Source organism: Pseudomonas sp. HP_12 (genome assembly GCF_055283955.1).
In genome coordinates, this window is record NZ_JBTOQG010000002.1 from 16,873 (window position 1) to 37,158 (window position 20,286).

General features: G+C 60.2%; 16 protein-coding genes. 6 read left to right on the forward strand and 10 right to left on the reverse strand.

Annotation, left to right across the window (positions count from 1 at the left end):
• Window positions 1-241 precede the first annotated feature (241 nt).
• A complete protein-coding gene (locus ACYASU_RS02435; RefSeq protein ID WP_463581848.1) occupies window positions 242-1,216 on the forward strand; it encodes a restriction endonuclease in 975 nt (324 codons plus the stop codon).
• A gap of 388 nt (window positions 1,217-1,604) precedes the next feature.
• Here the strand turns inward: ACYASU_RS02435 and ACYASU_RS02440 are convergent, their stop codons facing one another.
• A complete protein-coding gene (locus ACYASU_RS02440) occupies window positions 1,605-2,858 on the reverse strand; it encodes a glycine hydroxymethyltransferase (protein ID WP_463581849.1) in 1,254 nt (417 codons plus the stop codon).
• 36 nt (window positions 2,859-2,894) lie between these two features.
• The gene (locus tag ACYASU_RS02445; protein ID WP_463581850.1) at window positions 2,895-3,620 is read right to left on the reverse strand and encodes a GntR family transcriptional regulator; all 726 of its coding nucleotides are present in this window, start codon (window positions 3,618-3,620) and stop codon (window positions 2,895-2,897) included.
• A 164-nt stretch (window positions 3,621-3,784) separates the two neighbouring features.
• Between ACYASU_RS02445 and ACYASU_RS02450 the strand changes: the two genes are divergently transcribed.
• From ACYASU_RS02450 to ACYASU_RS02460, 3 genes are all read left to right on the forward strand, one after another.
• The gene (locus tag ACYASU_RS02450) at window positions 3,785-4,996 is read left to right on the forward strand and encodes a pyridoxal-phosphate-dependent aminotransferase family protein (protein ID WP_463581851.1); all 1,212 of its coding nucleotides are present in this window, start codon (window positions 3,785-3,787) and stop codon (window positions 4,994-4,996) included.
• Between the two features lie 101 nt (window positions 4,997-5,097).
• Window positions 5,098-6,396 carry an MFS transporter gene (locus ACYASU_RS02455; RefSeq protein WP_463581852.1) on the forward strand — a complete coding sequence of 433 codons (1,299 nt, stop codon included), beginning with the start codon at window positions 5,098-5,100 and terminating at the stop codon, window positions 6,394-6,396.
• A gap of 92 nt (window positions 6,397-6,488) precedes the next feature.
• The gene (locus tag ACYASU_RS02460) at window positions 6,489-7,253 is read left to right on the forward strand and encodes a 2-keto-4-pentenoate hydratase (protein ID WP_463581853.1); all 765 of its coding nucleotides are present in this window, start codon (window positions 6,489-6,491) and stop codon (window positions 7,251-7,253) included.
• A gap of 62 nt (window positions 7,254-7,315) precedes the next feature.
• Here ACYASU_RS02460 and ACYASU_RS02465 read toward each other — a convergent pair whose 3' ends face one another.
• On the reverse strand, window positions 7,316-8,992 hold the full coding sequence (locus ACYASU_RS02465) for an NAD-dependent malic enzyme (protein ID WP_463581854.1): 1,677 nt from the start codon (window positions 8,990-8,992) through the stop codon (window positions 7,316-7,318).
• Window positions 8,993-9,662: 670 nt separating this feature from the next.
• Between ACYASU_RS02465 and ACYASU_RS02470 the strand changes: the two genes are divergently transcribed.
• Window positions 9,663-10,247 (forward strand): DcrB/PsbP domain-containing protein, encoded by a 585-nt coding sequence (locus ACYASU_RS02470; RefSeq protein WP_463581855.1) that lies wholly within the window; start codon window positions 9,663-9,665, stop codon window positions 10,245-10,247.
• A gap of 78 nt (window positions 10,248-10,325) precedes the next feature.
• On the opposite strand, the gene ACYASU_RS02475 is transcribed toward ACYASU_RS02470, so the two are convergent.
• Both ACYASU_RS02475 and ACYASU_RS02480 read right to left on the reverse strand, forming a co-directional pair.
• Window positions 10,326-11,495 (reverse strand): RsiV family protein, encoded by a 1,170-nt coding sequence (locus ACYASU_RS02475; protein WP_463581856.1) that lies wholly within the window; start codon window positions 11,493-11,495, stop codon window positions 10,326-10,328.
• Window positions 11,496-11,600: 105 nt separating this feature from the next.
• The gene (locus ACYASU_RS02480) at window positions 11,601-12,236 is read right to left on the reverse strand and encodes a LysE family translocator (RefSeq protein ID WP_463581857.1); all 636 of its coding nucleotides are present in this window, start codon (window positions 12,234-12,236) and stop codon (window positions 11,601-11,603) included.
• A 305-nt stretch (window positions 12,237-12,541) separates the two neighbouring features.
• Between ACYASU_RS02480 and ACYASU_RS02485 the strand changes: the two genes are divergently transcribed.
• A complete protein-coding gene (locus tag ACYASU_RS02485; RefSeq protein WP_423574682.1) occupies window positions 12,542-13,621 on the forward strand; it encodes a diguanylate cyclase in 1,080 nt (359 codons plus the stop codon).
• A gap of 2 nt (window positions 13,622-13,623) precedes the next feature.
• Here the strand turns inward: ACYASU_RS02485 and ACYASU_RS02490 are convergent, their stop codons facing one another.
• From ACYASU_RS02490 to ACYASU_RS02510, 5 genes are all read right to left on the reverse strand, one after another.
• The gene (locus ACYASU_RS02490) at window positions 13,624-14,514 is read right to left on the reverse strand and encodes a hypothetical protein (protein WP_463581858.1); all 891 of its coding nucleotides are present in this window, start codon (window positions 14,512-14,514) and stop codon (window positions 13,624-13,626) included.
• A 536-nt stretch (window positions 14,515-15,050) separates the two neighbouring features.
• Window positions 15,051-15,761: a hypothetical protein gene (locus ACYASU_RS02495; RefSeq protein WP_463581859.1), complete on the reverse strand. Its 711-nt coding sequence runs from the start codon at window positions 15,759-15,761 to the stop codon at window positions 15,051-15,053.
• Between the two features lie 189 nt (window positions 15,762-15,950).
• A complete protein-coding gene (locus tag ACYASU_RS02500; protein ID WP_346627547.1) occupies window positions 15,951-16,223 on the reverse strand; it encodes a LuxR C-terminal-related transcriptional regulator in 273 nt (90 codons plus the stop codon).
• Between the two features lie 393 nt (window positions 16,224-16,616).
• Window positions 16,617-17,936, reverse strand: coding sequence for an MFS transporter (locus ACYASU_RS02505; RefSeq protein ID WP_463581860.1), 1,320 nt, complete (start codon window positions 17,934-17,936; stop codon window positions 16,617-16,619).
• A 115-nt stretch (window positions 17,937-18,051) separates the two neighbouring features.
• Window positions 18,052-20,223, reverse strand: coding sequence for a TonB-dependent siderophore receptor (locus ACYASU_RS02510; protein ID WP_463581861.1), 2,172 nt, complete (start codon window positions 20,221-20,223; stop codon window positions 18,052-18,054).
• Window positions 20,224-20,286: the final 63 nt, after the last annotated feature.

Consider the following 20,286-nt stretch of genomic DNA (forward strand, 5'->3'; position numbering starts at 1 on the left):
TTGCTGCCGCTTCGCGCCAGATGGCGGGACAAGCCACGCTCCCACGGATGGCCTCAATCAAATCCTATAGCGTGGTCCCGGTTACTCACTTGAGTAAGACAAGATGAACTCTCTATCGCAACGAGCCAACTAGCCGATACCCTTTCATCAGCGTCACCCCATCGCGAGCAAGCTCACTCCTACAGGTCCAGCAGCGCTCACCAAACTTCCACCACAACGGACTCAATAAAAGACCACGGATATGGCCAAGAAAACCTCCAATCTAGAAGCCCTCATTTTTCTCGCCAGCAAGCTCCCATGGTGGATCAGCGCTGTTCTCGCCGTGGCGTCTGCGGTCTGGCTGCACTCGGTGGCCATTGCTCCGCTCCCTACGAACCTAGATCCGCGCCATTTCGACAAGATGGTTTCCGCGTCGGCCTTTAGAGGCATGGCCACGTTCGGGCAATTCTTTGTTCCCCTGATACTCAGCGCCGGCGCCATCGCCTCAATCATGGGCCGCCGCAAACGCCGCCATCTCCTCGAATCCGCCGCGACCACCAAAGGCAACCCACTGCTGAGCATCACCTGGCACGAGTTCGAATTACTGGTAGGCGAAGCCTTACGCCGGCGCGGCTATTCAGTACGAGAAACAGGCAAGAACGGCCCGGACGGCGGCATTGATCTGATCGCGCGCAAGGACGGCGAGACGTACGTGGTGCAGTGCAAGCAATGGCGTTCAGTGCAGGTCGGTGTGCCGGTGGTGCGGGAGTTGTATGGCGCGATGGCGGCTGAGGGCGCTGTCGGCGGTTTCGTGGTCACCAGTGGGACGTTCACCAAACCAGCGCGGGATTTCGCAGCAGGCCGTAACGTGCAACTGATCGATGGCACAGTGCTGAAGCAGTGGATCGCCGAGGCGAAGAAGCCCGGTCCACGGCCGACGGTCGAGGTGGTGCCAGAGCGCGTCGAGCCAGCCATCGTTGAGCCGGAGGTGGTGGTTACGCCAAGTCCCGCTCCATCTCCAGCTCCGGTTCAAGCGCCAACTCCAACAGCGACGCAACCCGCCACACGAGAAGCCGAGCCTGAAGCCACTGCGCCCCCCTGCCCGCACTGCCGCAAAACCATGGTGATACGTGTCGCCAGAACCGGCGCCAACGCTGGCGGGAATTTCTGGGGTTGTGTGGCTTATCCAAAATGCCGTGGGATCCGGCCGATTTTCGCGCCGATGACGGTGAAGTAAAAACCGCTGAATAGGACGTCAGCCCAAGCCTGACGTCTTGCCCACAAAGCCTACGCCCACAGCCAACTGATCAACGACCAGCGCACCGCAGTGCCGCCGCACCAGCAAAAGGCCAACAAATAACCCCGCCTGGCAAACCCAGAAAGTTCCCGCCCAACCCCCTCCCCGCACATAACATTTTCGCTAACAAATAGTTACCCGGGTTTCATTTGCCCCCGCCGCCCATCGTTCCTAAAGTGGCTTCACCCCATCGAACCCGCCCAGCGCAGGAACGATGGAAATCCACACCCAAGCCGGAGAACGTCAAACGCCTGATCAGCTTTTAGCATTTTGTTTCTGTCGTTCGCTGCGTCGTTGCTCCCGACGTGGTGCCTCCAAGCTCCAAACTTCAGCCGCTCCCCAGCGGCTTTTTTTTGCTCAGCATTTGCTGAATCCGACCTGCTATCTGCGCCGTATCAGCAACCGGCCGAGCATGCAGCCGACCGCAAGCGCCAACGTGCAAAACATCACCCAGCAGTCGCGCCACATCCACCATATCCAGCGCGTCCATCCCTTGCCGCGTGATGAATTGCGTCCCCAGCCGCAAAGCCTGATGCCCTGCGCGGGAAGGATCGACGCAGGTGCCGATGAGAATCCCCTGAGCTTGCAGCGCGAGCATCACAGCACGCGGATCAGCATCAAGTGACAGCGGCAGTAAGAGTTGATGGGTGTGCACCTCGCCGTCATTCGCCCCTATGACAGGCAAGCCCGCATCGACCAGCGCGCGATGCAGCGCCGCGCTGTTGCCGACAATGCTGGCGGCATATCCGCGGCCAGTGGCCTGGGCTTCGGTAAGGGTGACCGCCAAGGGAGGCAGCCGGCCAGCGTCGTAGTTGGCGAGCATCCGGGTGTCGAGCAGTTCGCGCAGAGCGATTGCATCGTCCGGGTCGCGGCCAAGCACCAGCCCTTGGGGTCGACCGGGCAGGGTTTTGTAGGTGGAGCTGCTGATGAGGTCGACGCCGGCGTCAAACGGATTGGGGTACGTGCCGCCAGCGATCAGGCCCAGCACGTGGGAGGCGTCGAAGAGTGTTTTGGCGCCGACCGCGCGGGCCGCGCTGACCACCGGGGCGATGTCGTCGGCCTTGATCATGACGCTGCGTCCGAGCACGACGAGCCTGGGGCGGGTGTGGGTGATCATCTCTGCCGCGCGCACTGCGTCGAGCTGGCAGTTGCGGCGGTCGAACGGCAGGTCTTCAACCACCAGACCTGCCAATTCTGCAGTGCCGCCACGGCGTTGGCTCAGATGCCCGCCGTGCTCGGCAGCGGGTGCCAGCACTTTGTCGCCCGGTCGGCAGTAGGCGTGGAAGATGGCCAGGTTGGCCAGGGTGCAGCTGGCCAGGCGGACTTCGGCCCATGCGGCGCCGAACAGGGTCATGGCGGCCTGACGGGTGAAGGTTTCAAGCTCGCTGACCAGCTCGGTGTCGGGCTGTTCTTTGTGACGGGTCGGGCCCATAGCCGGGTAGGCGCTGAGCGCGGGGGTGTAGGCGGCCATGGCGCGAGCGCTGGGGAGGTTGGCGCCGGCGTAGAGCATCAGGCGCTGGGTTTCCAGTTGCGGCAACCGGTCGGCGCAGGCGGCGAGCAAGGCATCGAGATCACGGGGCATGGTCGGCAGCTCCCTGAATGGCTAATCAACAATCAGTCAACGGCGAATGGAGTCCGGGTGCTCGGATTCATCCCTGACCAGCAGCATCAGGGCATCGCGTTTCTCCAGCAGGTGGTGGCGCAGGATGCTGCTCAGGCGCTTGCCGTCCCGGGCTTGCAGGGCCTCGATCATTTCTTCGTGATCGTGCAACGCGCGGTCCCATTTCGGGGCTTGGTGATTGGACAGAAAGCGTAAGGCGTGGATGCGCCGGTTCAGCGACAGGTAGACCTGACGCAGCGACGAGTTGCGCGCGGCCAGGTTGATCAGGTCGTGGATGGCGCGGTTGCGCTGGTAGTAACCCGGCAGGTCGTTCTGATTTTTGCTGACGACCATGGCGTAGTGCAGCGCCTTGATGTCTTCGATTTCCTGAGCAGTAATCCGCTCACAGGCCAGCTCCCCGGCGAAGGCTTCGATGCCGCTCATCAGTTCGAAGGTTTCGCGAATCTCCAGCTCCGACATGCGGGCGACGCTGGCGCCCCGGTTGGGGTTGATTTCGATCAGCCCCTCCACGGCCAGCACTTTCAGCGCTTCGCGCAACGGCGTGCGGGAGATGCCGAGGGTTTCGCACAGCTCGCGCTCGTTGAGCTTGGTGCCTGGGGCGAGCACGCCTTCGGTGATAAAGCCGCGCAGGTGATCGATGACGATGTCGTGCAGGCGCTGGCGTTCGACTTTGGGCATTGGCCGGGCGTCGGGCTGTGCGCTCATTTCTTCAGTATTTTGCATTCAAAAATCCTTCCTGGACCCGCTCTAGCGCCGAGTCCTTATTCGAAAATGCTCCAGTTCGCTGGGAAGATTAGCGTAATTAGGCCGTTTGACACAGCATCACCCTGTGCTAGGTTAATTTTGAATTCAAAATACAAAATTACAAAAAAAAAAAGGAGACACCGATGCTCAAGCTCGATTTCCACCCTGCCGGTCGCCACTTCCTTCAGATTCCGGGGCCTAGCCCGGTGCCGGATCGCATCCTGCGCGCGATGAGTTACCCCACCATTGATCACCGCGGCCCGGAGTTCGGCGCGCTGGGGCTCAAGGTGCTGGAAGGCATCAAGAAGATTTTCAAGACCGTGCATCCCGTGGTGATTTATCCCGCGTCGGGCACCGGTGCCTGGGAAGCGGCGCTGTGCAACACCCTGAGTTCGGGCGACGAAGTGTTGATGTTCGAGACCGGCCATTTCGCGACGCTGTGGCAGAAGATGGCGCTGAGCCTCGGCCTCAAGCCGCAGTTCATCGGTCGGCCCGGGATTGAAGGCTGGCGCGGTGGCGTCGATGCGCAAATGATCGAAGACCACCTGCGCGCTGACGGCGGGCATCGCATCAAGGCCGTCTGCGTCGTGCACAACGAAACCAGCACCGGCGTGACTTCGGATATCGCTTCCGTGCGCAAGGCCATTGATGCGGCGGGCCACCCTGCCCTGCTGCTGGTCGACACCATCTCCGGCTTGGCGTCCGCCGACTATCGTCATGACGAGTGGGGCGTGGACGTGACCGTTTCCGGCTCGCAGAAGGGCCTGATGCTGCCGCCGGGCATCAGCTTCAACGCCCTGTCGCCCAAAGCCATCGAGGCCAGTAAAAGTGCTGGCCTGCCGCGCAGTTTCTGGGCGTGGGACGAGATCATCGAGATGAACAAGACCGGTTACTGGCCGTACACGCCGAACACCAACTTGTTGTACGGATTATCGGAAGCGCTGGACATGATCCTCGGCGAAGGCCTGGACAACGTGTTCATCCGTCACAACCGTCTGGCAAAAGCCTGCCGCACCGCCGTAACCGCCTGGGGCCTGGAAATCCAGTGCGCCGACCCGAGCGTTTACAGCCCCGTGCTCACCGGCGTGATGACGCCTGAAGGCATCGACGCCGACCAGGTGCGCAAGACCATCTATGAGCGTTTCGACATGTCCCTGGGCACCGGCCTGGGCAAGATGAAAGGCCGCATGTTCCGCATCGGCCACTTGGGCGACTGCAACGACCTGATGCTGATGGCGACCCTCACCGGCTGCGAAATGGGCCTGCAAATCGCCGGCGTAAAACTGCAGTCCAGCGGCGTTCTGGCCGCCATGGATTACCTGGGAGGGCAATCGGTGCCGCTGCGACGCGACTGACGCCACACCTGGCTGCGGCACACCCGCAGCTTTTTTGACACATCTCACTATCCCGAATCATCGCGTTGTCAGCGAACACAATAAGAAACTGGAGATAGCACATGAAGTTTTTACGTCTGCGCCCCACTACGGTGGTGCTGTTCATGCTGTGCGCCATGTATTTCATTACGTACCTGGACCGCGTCAATGTCAGCACCGCCGCGGTCGGTTTCGGTAAAGAATTCAATCTGAGCAAAACCGAGATCGGCATCGTCTTCTCGGCCTTCGCGTACCCCTACCTGATCTTCCAAATCATCGGCGGCTGGGTCAGCGACCGCTTCGGCGCCAAGCGAACGCTGGTGGTGTGCGGCCTGATCTGGGCCAGCGCCACGGTGCTGACCGGCCTGGCCGGCGGTTTCGTCTCGCTGATCGTCGCGCGGATACTCCTCGGCCTCGGCGAAGGCGCGACGTTCCCCGCAGCAACGGCGGCAATGTCCCGCTGGATCCCCAAGGAAAAACGCGGCTTCGCCCAGGGCATCACCCACGCCTTCGCCCGCCTCGGTAATGCGCTGGCACCAGCAGCAATGATCGCGGTGATGGCCACCTATGGCTGGCGCGAATCGTTTTATGTCTGCGCGGCCACCAGCTTCGTCTGGGTCATCCTGTGGATGGCGGTGTTCACCGAGCATCCGAAAGACCACCCGCGCATCTCCAAACAGGAACTGGACACCCTGCCGCCGCCGAAAGTGAAGTCCAACATCGTGCTGCCGTGGGGTCGCCTGTTCAAGCGTATGGCCCCGGTCACGATCGTTTACTTCTGCTACGGCTGGACGCTGTGGCTGCTGCTCAGCTGGGTGCCGATGTACTTCATGAACATGGGCCTGGATTTGAAGGCCACGGCGATTTTTGCCTCAACTGTGTTCTTCGGCGGCGTGGTTGGCGACACCCTGGGCGGTATCGTCAGCGACCGCATTTATACGCGGACCAAGGACCTGAACAAGGCGCGCAGCCTGATGGTCGCCGTGTGCCTTGGCCTGACGCTGCTGTCGCTGGTGCCGTTGATGTTCACCAAGGACATGCACATTTCCCTGGCCTGCCTGGCCATCGGGTTTTTCTTCTCGGAGATGACGATCGGCCCGATGTGGGCAATTCCGATGGACATCGCGCCGGACCATTGCGGCACCGCGAGCGGCATGATGAACACCGGGTCGGCCATGGCCGCCATCGTCAGCCCGGTGGCCGCCGGTCTGTTGATCGACAAGTTTGGCAACTGGCAGCTGCCCTTTCTGGTCAGCATTGTTCTGCTGGCGATTGGCGTCGTGCTGTCGTTCCGCATGAAGCCGCAGAACCGGTTTGAATATGGGCAGCCGGCCGCGCCTCTGACACCGAGTGCGGAACCGGCGCCGGTGGTCAGTAAATAAAGCCACAACGGAAGCCGCCTTCGGGCGGCGATCTGATCCATGAAGCTTCAGCCCCGCACGCTGCAATCGAACCCCTTCACTGGAGAACCCTTTTGGACACTGACACCCAACCTTCGCGCCTGGCGCAGCTGATCGTCGATGCGCAGAACAAGCGCAGCCTGTTAGGCGAGCTGGAATTCGACCTGAACCCGACAGACCGCGACGCGGCGTACCTCACGCAACAGAAAATCCTGCGCTTGCGTGGCGTTGAAGCGGGCGGCTGGAAGATCGGTTCGAAATCCGCTGACGGGCCGATTCAGGGCTCTCCCCTGCCCCGCGACTGCCTGTTCCCGTCGACCGGCACGCTGGACCGCAGCGTCTATCCGCCGGTGGGTCTGGAGCTGGAAATCGCCTTCCGCTTCAACCGCACCTTCAGCCCTCGGGATGAGGCGTACAGCGACGAGGAGGTCATGGCCGGCATTGGCGAGATGGCGGCGTCCATCGAGGTGGTCTCCAGCCGGTTCGCGGCGTGGCCGAAGATCGAGCCACTGACGCAACTCGCCGATCTGCTTAACCACGGTGCCTTGGTGGTGGGTGATTTCGTACCCTACGACGCGTCCTTTCCCTTCGTTGAACCGACGCTTTCATTCACGCTGAATGGCGAGAGCGTTGTGCCGTCGAAGGTCGCCAATCCTGCGGGCGACCCGCGCCGGTTGTTGCCGTGGCTGGTCAACCATCACACCCTGAACGGTCTGCCGTTGCCCGAGGATTTCGTGATCACCACGGGTTCTTATACCGGCATGCACTTCGCCCAGGGCATGGGTGAGGTGCTGGGACAGATCGACGGGTTGCCACCGGTTTCATTGACGCTGGCCTGACGCTTTACCTCGCTGCCATAAAAAACCCGCCGATGTGGCGGGTTCTTTTTGCTGTGAAGCGTTTAGTCAGGGCGGCGAACATACGACCGGTAAACCGGCTGCCAGAAGTCCTTCTCGATGGCCGCTGTCAATTCCTCTTCCGATTGCGGTGGCGCCACACTGTCGCGCTGGGCCGCCATGCCGACGGCAAACGCGATGCGTTTGCTGACCGCTTGAACATCCCGCAACGGCGGCAGCATCTGTCCTGCCGCTGCGCATTCAGCCAGTGCCTGGGCCGACGCCATCAGCATGCCGTCGGTGACGCGTGTGGCCTTGCTCGCGATGGCGCCGAGGCCGATGCCGGGGAAGATGTAGGAGTTATTGCACTGGGCGATGGGAAAGGTTTTGCCCAGCACCTCGATGGGCAGAAACGGACTGCCCGTCGCCACCAGCGCCTGCCCGTCGGTCCATTGCAGGATGTCCTTGGGGTGCGCCTCGATCTGCGAGGTCGGGTTGGACAACGGCATGATGATCGGCTGCGGGCAGTGGCTGTGCATGGTCTCGACGATCTGCTGGGTGAACAGTCCGGCCTTGCCCGACACGCCAATCAGCACGGTGGGTTTGGCGTTGCTGACCACCTCAAGCAGCGAGGGCCAGTCAGCGCTGAAATCCCAGTCGCTGAGTGAATCGCTGGAGTGGGCGAGTCGCTGTTGGAAGTCGTAGAGGTCCGGCTGGCGATCGGTCAGCAGGCCTTTGCTGTTCAGCAGAAAGACCTGACTGCGGGCCTGGGCTTCGGACAAGCCTTCGAGCTGCATGGCGGCGATGATCTGCTCGGCGATCCCACAACCCGCTGACCCGGCGCCGACAAAGGCGACGGTCTGATCGGACAAGCGCTGGCCCTTCATCTTGCAGGCGGCCAGCAAGGTGCCGACGGTGACGGCGGCAGTGCCCTGAATGTCATCGTTGAAGCAGCAGAGTTGATCGCGAAAGCGCGCGAGCAACGGCATGGCATTGGTCAGCGCGAAGTCTTCGAACTGCAGAATGACTTCCGGCCAGCGACGCTGGACGCCTTCGACGAATGCCTGCACGAACGCGTCATATTCGGCGCCGCGAACACGCTCCTGGCCACGGCCGAAATACAGCGGATCCGCCAGCAGCGCCGGGTTGTTGGTGCCGACGTCGAGCACCACCGGCAGCGTGTAGGCCGGGCTGATACCGCCGCACGCCGTGTACAGCGACAACTTGCCGATGGGGATGCCCATGCCGCCGACGCCCTGATCGCCAAGGCCGAGAATGCGCTCGCAATCACTGACAACGATGACTTTGACGTTGTCTTTGGTGACGTTGTTGAGGATCTCGTCGATGCGGTCCTTGTCGGCGATGCTGATGAACAGGCCGCGATGGCTGCGGTAGATGCGGGAAAATTCCTGGCAGACCTTGCCGACGGTGGGGGTGTAGATGATCGGCAGCATCTCGTCGAGGTGGTCGTCGACGACGCGGTAGAAGAGTGTTTCGTTGGAATCCTGGATCGAGCGCAGGAGGATGTGTTTGTCCAGATCGGTCGCGCAGGCCTGATATTGATGATAGGCGCGGCTCGCCTGTTGTTCGATGGTTTCGACGCGTTCCGGCAGCAGACCCTGCAGGGCCAGCGCTTCACGCTCGTCGAGACTGAACGCGGTGCCTTTGTTGAGAAGTGGGGTGCCCAACAACGTGGGACCGGCTAAAGGGACTTGCAAGGTGCGATCAGTGGCATGGGTCATGTCTGTCTCCTGTGCTTATTGTATTTTGAATTCAATGTACACCTTTGGTTTGGAAAGCCAATGCGCGAATGGAAATCTGCGGTGCTTGAACTGGCCTCTTCCCGGCTGAAGCCGGTCCCACTAAACACCGCGTACACCCATTGAATTGGCTCATACCACATACCCTGTGGGACCGGCTTTAGCCGGGAAGGCGTCGGGTGTCTCGCTGCAAGTCGTGTGTTGTACATACCGGCCTCTTCCCGGCTGAAGCCGGTCCCACTAAATAACGCATACACCCCGGGAATTGGCTTATGTCGCACACCCTGTGGGACCGGCTTTAGCCGGGAAGGCGTCAGGCGTCACGCTGCACATCTTGTGTTGTACATACCGGCCTCTTCCCGGCTGAAGCCGGTCCCACTAAACACCGCGTACACCCAAGGAATTGGCTCATGCCGCATACCTTGTGGGACCGGCTTTAGCCGGGAAGGCGTCAGTCGTCACGCTGCAAATCGTGTGTTGTACATACCGGCCTCTTCCCGGCTGAAGCCAGTCCTACGTAGATACCCGTTCGCCCCATCGGACCGGCATTAACGATTGCCGCTGACACCCTCACCCTCACGACTATCAACCTGCCATCACCCTCAGGCAAAATGCCGGACCTATGTAGGAATTATCCCCAGGAGTGGTCGGAATGCGCTTGTTCAGTTTAAGAACCCTGCTGGTCTGCACCGCGTTGGCTTCATGCCTGGGCATAGTCGGCGCGCAGGCCGCGACCAAAGCCAAACCTGCGCCGAAACCTTCTGGCCAAAAAGTCGCGATGCTCGGCGGCAAATTTGCCTTCACCCTGCCGAAGGACTACGTCAAAGGCCCCATGGAAGAGATCGACGCCAAGGCCAGGGCTGCAGGCGTCACCGGCTCGCTGTACATTAACAAGCCGGCCAAGCGCGTGGTGATCATCACCGAAGCACCGCTGCCCAATGACCAGAAGGTCGGCGCCAACGACAAGCCAACCCTCGACGGCATCATCGCCGACACGCTGCAACAGCAGCAGTCCAGCTACAAGGACTTCAAGAAGCTGGGCGAGAAGAAAATCGTACGAAAAGGCCTCGGCATGCGGCAGCTGGATATCTCAGGCAGCGTAGACGGCGGTCGGGTGCTGAGCACGACGATTACCGCGGCCTACGGCAAACGCACGGCGATGGTGAACGTGATCTCCCTGGCGAAGGATGCCAAGGCCCACGCCGAGGTGGTCAAGGGTGTGACCGGCGGGAAGTGAGGGTTGCTGCTTTTCCGGCAGCGGTTGCAGCCGAAAAAGCAGCGATGTCAGATCATCAATCTGATCACGTGGGCCTGATCATTCCGGCAACGTCAGTTTGGTCCCGCCCGGATGCGCCTTGATCACGCTGTAAGGCACGGTCGACCATTCGGGACTTTCACACGCGCGCATGACGCGAGCGAAAGAGGGGCCGAACACGATGCCTTTCTCAGTCAAATACCACGACGGAAATTCCCAGACCGACGGATCCGTGTAGTCGCAGTCGTCCTCGGTAGCAGGCTTCACCATGTCTGCAGGGTGCGCCGCTTTTAACTGCTCAACGAGCCAGGGGGCGAAGGCTTTGCCGCGGTAGTCCGAATACGTGTCGAAACTCACACCACCTTCTTCATCACGTTCGTAATGAAACGGCGCGCCTTTGCCGACCCACACCACGTCTTCCAGCGTCAACTCTTTCCCCGTGCTGGCATCCAGATTCAGCGGCGAGTCGCCGAAGTCCGGGTGCGCGCCGCCGCAATCATAATCGGTGAAGACGCTTAGGCTCACGATGCCAGGCGTCAGCAAGCGCGGCGTGACCGTCTGCGCAAAATCACCACCGTTGCGACTGGCATTGAGCATGCACTGGTTGTAGCTGACAACCTCCTGCCACAAGCGCGAGCGCAGCTGCTGATTGATACGTGCGGCCCGTTCCGGCGCGTAACCCGACGTGATTTCAAACATCGAGACGCCCGACTCCGGCTCGACCCACCATTGCAGCCCGTGGCCCATGAACGTGGCTTTTTTGTCTGCCTTGAGCGGCAGGTGTGTGAGCCGCAGGTAGTCATAGGTCGACTGTTTGTAAATATCCTGCCAACCCGGTTCGGCGGAAGCATCCGGTGCGGTGACGGCGCGCTCGGCCAGTTGCACCTTGTAGGACTTGCCCTTGCTGCTCCAATCCCCGGTCCAGGTCGCGTCCGAATTCTTGTGAAGAACCAGCTTCGGCAACTTGGCTTCGTCGTCGTAGCTCAAGCCCTCAGTGAGCGTCAGATCATTGCCCATTGAGGTGCCGGAAAGCGGCAGGTCCTTGTGGTACTTCTCGTAGAAATAGCGGCCCGTCACGTCTTCAGCGCTGGTGAGATCCAGCTCGACGACGATGGGCGATTTACCCAAGGTGCCTGTCAGCACATGGACCGCATTCTCGGCGTGCAGGGTAAATGGCGCGATCAGCGCGGCGAGGCAGGTGATTCGCAAAACGGAGAGAGAAACAGGCATCAGACGTCCCTTGTGATGATGCTAACGAGTCGGGCCAGTAATCTCCCGAATCGCGGAGCGTCTGGCAAGGGCCAGCCGTGATTTCCTCGAAGCGTGACAGCGCGGTTACCGCCTGCCCTCGGCTGCCATCCGCACCGCGAACCCGAACAACACCGTGCCCATCAGCCAGCGCTGGACCGCCGCCCAACCGGGCTTCCGGGTCAGAAACACGGCGATGGAGCCCGCCGCCATGGCGACCATCGCATTCACACTCAGGCTCACCAGAATCTGCGCGCTGCCCAAGATCAGCGACTGGCTGAGCACGCTGGTGCCGTTGTCGACGGTGATGAACTGCGGCAGCAGCGACAGGTAAAGCACCGCCACTTTGGGGTTGAACAGGTTGGTCATCAGGCCCATCAGGAACAGCTGTCGGTTGCTATCCTGAGGCAAATCCCTCACTTGAAAAGGCGAGCGACCGCCCGGTTTCACAGCCTGCCAGGCGAGGTACAGCAAATACACGACACCCGCCATGCGCAGTGTGTCGTAGGCATACGGGACCGCCATGACCAGACCGGTGATGCCAAATGCCGCGCAGAGCATGTAGAAGAAAAAGCCGACTGCCACGCCGCCGAGGGAGATCAGCCCCGCCCTGCGCCCTTGTGAGATGGATCGCGAAATGACGTAAATCATGTTCGGCCCTGGCGTCAGCACCATACCGAGGGCTATCAGGGAAAAAGCGATGAGGTTCGAGAGTTCGGGCATCGTGGGCTCCTGCCGGCGTGACGGAATATGCATCCGGACCGCGCCGAATTGCCGCCCCATTTCAGCCAACCTTTGTAGAACGGTCTATACACAGATGCCCGGAAAACACGCCATGACAGACGACACCCAACGCTGAGCCAAACGACACATGCATCACCTCACCCTGTGGCGACAGCCGGCGTGAATTATTTGCTCAATAGTGGCAAAGGGCTCTTCCCAGCGTCCCGTTGGCGAGGGACACTCGGAGTCGTTGGTCGTGACCGATGTGGCAGTCGGGATGCAGCGCCACAACCCGGTGAAGCGCTATGAACACTTCGGTCCCAAAAGGTCTCTCCTTCGCCAGACGCATGTACCTGCCGCGCAGTATCGGTCTGGGTATTGGGTTCTTCGCGGTGGCTGCAGCGCTGTACCCTTCCCATCCGCCGGCTTGGGTGTGGATCGCCATGATCGCCCACGGTTACGGCTGGCCGCACCTGGCTTACCTGCTCGCCAAGCGTTCACGTCACCCGTACGCCGCCGAGCGCCGCAACATGATTTATGACTCGCTGGGCGGCGGCTTCTGGGCGGGGGCGATGGGGATCAGTCCGCTGCCCACCGTGACGGTGCTGTCAATGATGGCGATGAACAACATCGCGTCCGGTGGTTTGCGTCTGTTTGTATTGGGTTCGCTGGCGCAGGTAGCAGGCGCACTGGTGGCGTACAAGATATTCCTGCCGGCGTTGTTTCCGCATGTTACTCAGCTGCAAGTCTTCGCCTGCCTGCCCATGCTGGTGATCTACCCGATGGCCATCGGGCTGGTCTGTTATCGCGTGGCCGTGCAGCTGTCCAGAAGCAAGAAAGCGCTGGAAAAGCTCAGCACCACCGACAGCCTCACAGGCCTCATGAACCACGGCGCGTGGAAGGATCGACTGGCGCTGGAGTTCGATAAATGCCAGACGCTCAATCGCCAGCACAGCGTGGCACTGATCGACATCGACCACTTCAAGACCATCAACGACACCTACGGCCATATCACCGGCGACAACGTGCTCAAGCAACTGAGCAACGCGCTGTCCGCCAGCCTGCGGCAGACCGATCTGGCCGGCCGTTACGGCGGCGACGAGTTCTGCGTCATCCTGCCCGACACCACCCTGACCCAGGCGATCGAGATACTCGAACGCCTGCGGCGCACGGTCCATGAGCACGCCCACTCGGCCCTGCCCGATCTCAAGCTGAGCCTGAGTATCGGCGTCGCGGCGTACGGCGCGCACCAGACCGACGCCGGCATGTGGCTCCACGAAGCCGACATGGCGCTGTACGACGCAAAAAGCGCCGGGCGCAATCGGGTCACGCCAGCGCAGCCGTCCAGCAAAGCGGGGGCGCGCGAGGGTGCTGCGCTGGGGTGAGTTCAGCGCTTCATGCGCATCAACGTTTCGAACAACGTAGGGACATCCGTTTCCTTCAGGTAGGCGGCAATGATCTCGCGAAGGGAGCGTGAAGGCTCTCGATTAATAGGGGCCGTTTCAGCCGCTGATTCGCGCGTCGCAAGCGCGGCGCCACTATCAGGCGGCGTACCTTTTAGGAAAGGTACGCCGGTAGAAAGATCGTATGTTTGCTCTGAAACGTTCTTGATCCAGTTCTTGTGATCAAGGGCAAAATGATCAAACTGCCGGCCGAAGTCGGAAACAACTTCCCCTTTATCAGAGAACTTGCTGACGATCTGCTCCAGGAAACGAAAATTCAGACTGCTCATCGGGCTGTAATCGACGTCCAGTGCAAAACGCAGGAAGCCGCGATCTACGACTGTCGTACTGACTGCACTTCCATTCAATATTCGATGGGCCGTCCTGGCGCTTTCCTCATTGAAGGAATAAGACACTTCGTGCCCTTCAGTATCAAACCGTTTGAGAGGCCGCTGCGGGATGATTTCGCGTCCATTGTCCGATTTCCGGTAATAAGCAATGGACCAAGCCAGATCGTCTACGTAGGCAAGGTCGGCGCCTTCTACATTTGCGAATTCATAAACCGCAGAAAGTAGATCCCGATCTTCGGGCAACAGGAACAGTGTGGGGAATAACGTCGATAAGTTAGGATCGTATGCCACTGTGGCGGGCTCAACCGCATGCCCTTTGAAGAGTCGGGACATCATGAGTCCCCTTCCACTGAGAAAGACAGGCGACTCGGATTTTAGCTGCACATCACTAAGCGAGGCGCCTGCAGCCACCTTGATTTCGGGTTGGGCCACCCTCGGCAAATAAGCGGGGTGAACATTGATTTTTTCTGGGATTGAAATATTCATTGGAATACTCCCGGAGAGACCGTCCTCGCCTTGGCGAAGACGGTCTGCGTGTTATTCAATTACATTGAATGTGATCCTGTCTTGGCCGGAGGGGCGACTATTTCTTTGCCCTCCTTCCTTTGTCTTGTGACGGATGTTTACTCCCGCGCCTGGAAAAAAGCTTTCGCCTTGAAACTCATAACTTATGCCAGACGTTCCAGGCGCGATAGGAACACAAGGGGTCTCACCTTTATACACACGAAAACACAACTCTACTTCTTCGCCGACGCTTTCGGGATAGGATGTTGTACTCCACTCAATGGATACAACTTTTCCAGACAGCTGCCTCCGTGTCTCACGACTACCAATTGAGTATACGGAAAGACCCACCCCTCCCGGCACAGTGATTCGGTTTGGCGTATCCACCATTGTCACCGAATACTCCCCTGCCAAGGCTGACATTGATGCAAACATCAATCCCAGCGACAAATACCGTACATCCATATCAAATATCCTTATTATCTTTTCGCGTTAGCCCGGGACCAGGTGCCCGGAAATCATGGGAGCATTTCTGCCGAATTGTGAATCTGGTTGAGCAGTTCTTTAGGTGTGACTGTTTCAAATATCGCAACAAGGCTGTCGCCCAATATCAGCGGCCCATACAGCCCTTCTTCCCGATCCAGATGCGTTTGCTGCACGTCGCGATAGGCCTCGGGGTAGATGCTTTTTTCGATCGGCAGCAGGCGGTCGTAATGTTCGAGCAAGCCGCGAAAGACGATGCGCCGCTCGGTGACGCCGCGGGTGGTGGCGATGAGTTTGATGAAGAAATCCGAGTCGCTCTGGCGCATGGCTTCGTACGCGGCGTATCGCTCCGCCAAGGTGTACGCGTCGGTCTCGTTGAACACCACGCAGCACAGGTCCTGACGCGAGCGTGAGCCGAACGGGTTGTTCACCGCACGCCGGCGATTGCTCTGCGCCAGCGCGAAGGCCACCGCCCGTTCGGCCTCGTTCATACGCTCTGCGCTGCCAAGGCTGGAGAGATCATCCAGCGCAGGAGCCTGACGCCCCAGTCGCTCGACCTCTGCGCTGAAGGTGGCAAACACGCCATGGGGCCCGAGCCATTGCTTGTGCAGCTCGCTCAGTTGGTCTCTGGACAGCCGGCTTTGCTCATCGACCAATTGCTGAAACGCGGACGAGGCGTCCACATTAAAGTCTGCATCGATGCACGGTTGCTTCAAGGGCTCAGAGGTTGCGATTTGAAGGGTCATCGATTCCATCCTTATTATTGGTTGTTATTTTGGGTGCGCCATGGCGAGCACTTTTATTGAAAAAACAAAAAAGCACTGACAGCGAAGTAGTAACGCCGAAAACCGCGCATCGCGAAATCAACTTCACCGTAGCAAATCACGCTGCCGACGGATTGGAAGTTTGGTTATCAAATTGGGTTAATTATGCACTTACCGTTCAACGGAACAATCCGTCAGATGTAGGGGTGGGAGCAGTTTTTTCTTTCGCGGCGCCGTGATGTGCAGTGCAATGAGCTGTGCGCGGTTCTTCACCTCGTTCTTTCGCAGCAACGCTGAAACGTGGTCGCGGGCCGTGTAATCACTGATCCCCAGCCGCTGCGCGATGTCCTTGTTGGTATGCCCCTGCAGCAATAGAAGCAAGACTTCTTGCTCTCGGGGAGTGGCTTTATTCAACCGTTTGCGCTTGCGTTCTTCTTCCAACATTGGCCCTCAACCGTCTCCGCGACTTGCCGGCCATGGCATTACATCTGCCAGGGCCGTGACATTGTTTTTATTGATATTCAGGTTTTTAACGCTTTAATCATTTACACGGTCAAGCCCGGTTAATAACCGAACAATAACAAGTAAATTTTCCTACAGATATTTGCGAAGCATCCCTACTTAAACACGCAGACAAGGTATTCGAACACGCCCCAAGTGCAGGCCGTGTGGATATATAAAAGCGGGTCAGTTGTATAGACGGGGACAATAAACGCTGCAAATGATAATTACAATCATCTGTTACAAATCAGCGTACCAATCTCGTTTTGAAATGGCACGGATTTGAAACCCGCACCATTGACTCGACACGGGCGCCATTGCGACGCCCTCGCCCTTTCAGTTTCCAGCCTGCGCCACCCGTGGGTCATCGACCTGCATGCCCTTGCGCAGGCCGAAGAACATGGCCGTCACCAGACCGACCGCGCCCATGATCACGCAATAGCCGACGCACACCCACGGACTCCACGGCATCAAGGCGATCAGCGCCAGCGGCGTGGTGCTTGCCCACAGCGCGTAGCTGATGTTGTAGGTCAGCGAGATGCCGGAGACGCGAATATTCGCAGGGAACAGTCCGACCATGACCGAAGGGACGACGCCGACAATGCCGCAGGCCAGACCGGCCACTGCGTAGGCGAGACTCAACGGCAGCCAGTGACTGACCAGACTGGCATAGAGCACGCCAACACCGATGGGCAGCAACAGGCTGTACAGCACCACGCCGCGCCAGGCGCCAATGCGATCGACCAGCATGCCGGCCAACACGCAGCCGATGTTGAGGAACACGATGCCGACGCTGCTCAGGGCGAAGGTGTCGCTGGGGCTCATGCCGAAGCGCTGCTGCATCACCGTAGGCGTGATCACCACCAAGGTAACGACGGCGGAGGTCAGTACGCAGGTCAGCAACGCTGCCGGCAGCAGAGATTGCCGGTGCTGGCGTAGGACGGCGCGCAGCGGCAGTTCAGTCATGCCCTCGCGCTGGGCGTGCATCGCCATGAACACCGGCGTCTCGCTGAGCCAGCGTCGCAGCCACACACCAATGACGCCGAAGACGCCGCCCAGCAGAAACGGGATGCGCCAGGCGTAATCGAGGATTTCCGCGTGGCTGAACACTTTCGCCAGCCAGGTCGCCGTCAGCGCACCGATCAGGTAACCGAAAGTCAAACCGGCTTGCAGAACACCCAGCGCATAACCGCGATGGCCCTTCGGTGCGTGCTCGGCGACGAACACCCAGGCGCTCGGCACTTCGCCGCCAACGGCCGCGCCCTGAAGGATGCGCAGCGCCAGCAGGATCAGCGGTGCCCAGTAGCCGATTTCAGCGTACGTCGGCATCACGCCGATCAGCAGACAGGGCAGCGCCATCATCAGAATGCTGAGGCTGAACACTCGCTTGCGACCCAGTTTGTCGGCGAAGTGCGCCATCAGAATGCCGCCCAGCGGCCGCGCCAGGTAGCCGGTGACGAAGATGCCAAAGCTTTGCAGCAGGCGCAGCCACTCGGGCATTTCCGGCGGGAAGAACAGCTGACTGAGCGTCAGGGCGAAAAACACGAAGATGATGAAATCGTAGATTTCCAGCGCCCCGCCCAGTGCCGCCAGGCCAAGGGTTTTGTAGTCTCCCCGGCTGATGGGTTGTGGGCGCGGTCGAAGAATGGCTGTCATGAAAGACCCCAAATCACAGGTTGAAACGCACGCGGGTGCGACAAAGGCGCGCAGGATAACAAAGCTGACGGCTTGCGGGCGGATCGCTGACGGCTGACGCGTTTCAGCGGCTGATTTAAAAATTCACCGTCGCCGAAACCCGCGCCGTACGAGGTGCGCCGAAGAACAGGTAATCGTCCCCCAGGTATTCGCCCGCGTCGCGCCAGTAGCGCTTGTCGAACAGGTTGTCGACGGTCAGGCGCAAGACCGTGTCGTAGCCCTCGATTTTCGTGGTGTAGCGGCTGCCCGCGTTGAACACCGCGTAGTCATCGACTTTCACCGAGCCTTCGCGGTTGGCGTATTTGCTGGAGCTGTATTGCACGCCGCCCAACAGCGCCAAGCCTTGAATCGGCAGTGCGTAATCCGCTGACAAACTGCCGCGGAATTTGGGCACGTTGATCGCCTGATGATCTTCGTAAGCCGCCGTGCCGCTGTCTTCAACCCGCGCGCGAATGGCCGCGACGCTGGCCGACATCTGCAGCTGGGAGGTCACGTAGCCGTTGGCGCTCAGCTCGACGCCGGTGTTCTTCTGCTGGCCCTGCTGGACGAAAGTCAGGCTGCCGTCGTCCTGGGGTTTCGAATACTGATAGGCCTGACGGGTTTGAAACACCGCTGCGGTGAACCTCATGCGGCGCCAGTCGTATTTGACCCCGGCTTCCAGCTGGCGAGAGATCGTCGGCGCGAGGATTTCCCCGATGTTGCTGTCGAACACCGACGCCGTGCCGCCCAGGGACAAGCCTTTGCTGTAGCTGGTGTACAGCGAAACGTTGTCGATCGGTTTATAGATCAGCGCAGCCTGGGGCAGGAAGATCGAGCGCTCGGTGTGACGGTTCTCGCTGCCATCCTCGTTGTAGGCTTTTTCGTCGAGCTTCACTTCACGCCCGCCGATCACCGTTTGCCAATGCTCGTTGAAGCTGATGCGGTCGGTGGCGAAAAGCCCGTACTGGCGGCTGTCCAGGCGCCGTTCGGTGTGGCCCACGGACAGCTCCGACGGCGCGAAGGTTTCCGGCGTCCCGTGGATGTTGCCGGAGCCGACGTATTCGCTGAAATATGGCCGAGTGTCGACCGTGCGCCGGAACGCGCTGCTGCCGAACGTCAGCTCATGCTTGAGCCAGCCGGTGTCGAACAGGCCGGTCATCGACGCTTCGACTTCATCGTTGCGCCGCGTGTCGTCCGGGCTGCGGAAATCGTAGATGTCGTAGCCGCCGCTCGGCGTAAAGTGCCCGGTCAGCGGCTCGGCAGGGCAGTCGCTCTGGTAATAGCAGCCGTAGGCGAAAGCGCTGTAGTCGTCGATGACCACGCGGCTGCGTGACACGCTGAGGCTGGCTTTCCAGTCGTCGCTGAGGCGGTATTCGTAACGGCCGGTCATGTTCAGCGAGTCGATGCCCACCGGATTCGAGCCGCTTTGATAGCCCAGCAATTTGCGCGGCGAGGCGTCATGGGGCAGCTCCGTGCCGCCCAGCAATTGATAGCCCGGCACCGAGCGCTGTTCTTTGGTCTGGTATTCGACGTCGAGCTGCAGGGTGGACTGGTCGTTGATGTTCCAGTCGAAGGCCAGCGAGGCGAAATCCCGTTGGCCATTGGCGTGCTCGACGTAAGAGCGAATGTCCTCGTGGGCGACGTTGGCGCGCAGGCCGAATTGTTTCTCGCTGCCGAACCAGCCGCCGACGTCCGTGGCGATGTAGCGCTCGCCGTGCTCGTTGGTCGAGACCGTCACCGAGCGCACGTCTTCCGGGCGCTTGGTCTTGTAATTGATCACACCCGCAGGCTCCGACACGCCACTCTGCAGGCCCGACAGCCCCTTGAGCAGCTCGACCTGTTCCTTGTTTTCCAGTGCCACGTTCTGCTCACCGGTGATGCTGCGCCCGTTGATGCGGTAGCTGTTGGCCGCATTGAGCGAGAAACCGCGCACGACGAAATTCTCGTAGTAACCCACCGGCGCATAGCTGTCGCCCACCGACGCGTCGTTGCGCAGGACATCGCTGAGCAGCTTGGCCTGCTGGTCCTTCAGCCGCTCGGCGGTGAACACCGATATCGAGGCCGGCGTATCGCGCAGCGGCGCTTCGCTGAACCCGCCAACCGACGCGCTGCTCGCCTGATAGATCGACTCCTGCTCCCCCGTCACCCGCAGCGCATCCAGCGTCACCGGATCGGCTTCCTGGGCCGCCAGCCACGGCGAAGCGAAAGCGATACTCAGCGGCAACAGCCGACGGGTGAAACCGGCAGCGGGACGGGACGAGGTGATCATCGGCGGGTGAGTTCCTGGTGATGGGCAGTCGGGCAACGAGAAACGCAGGCCAGTTCGGCGGCG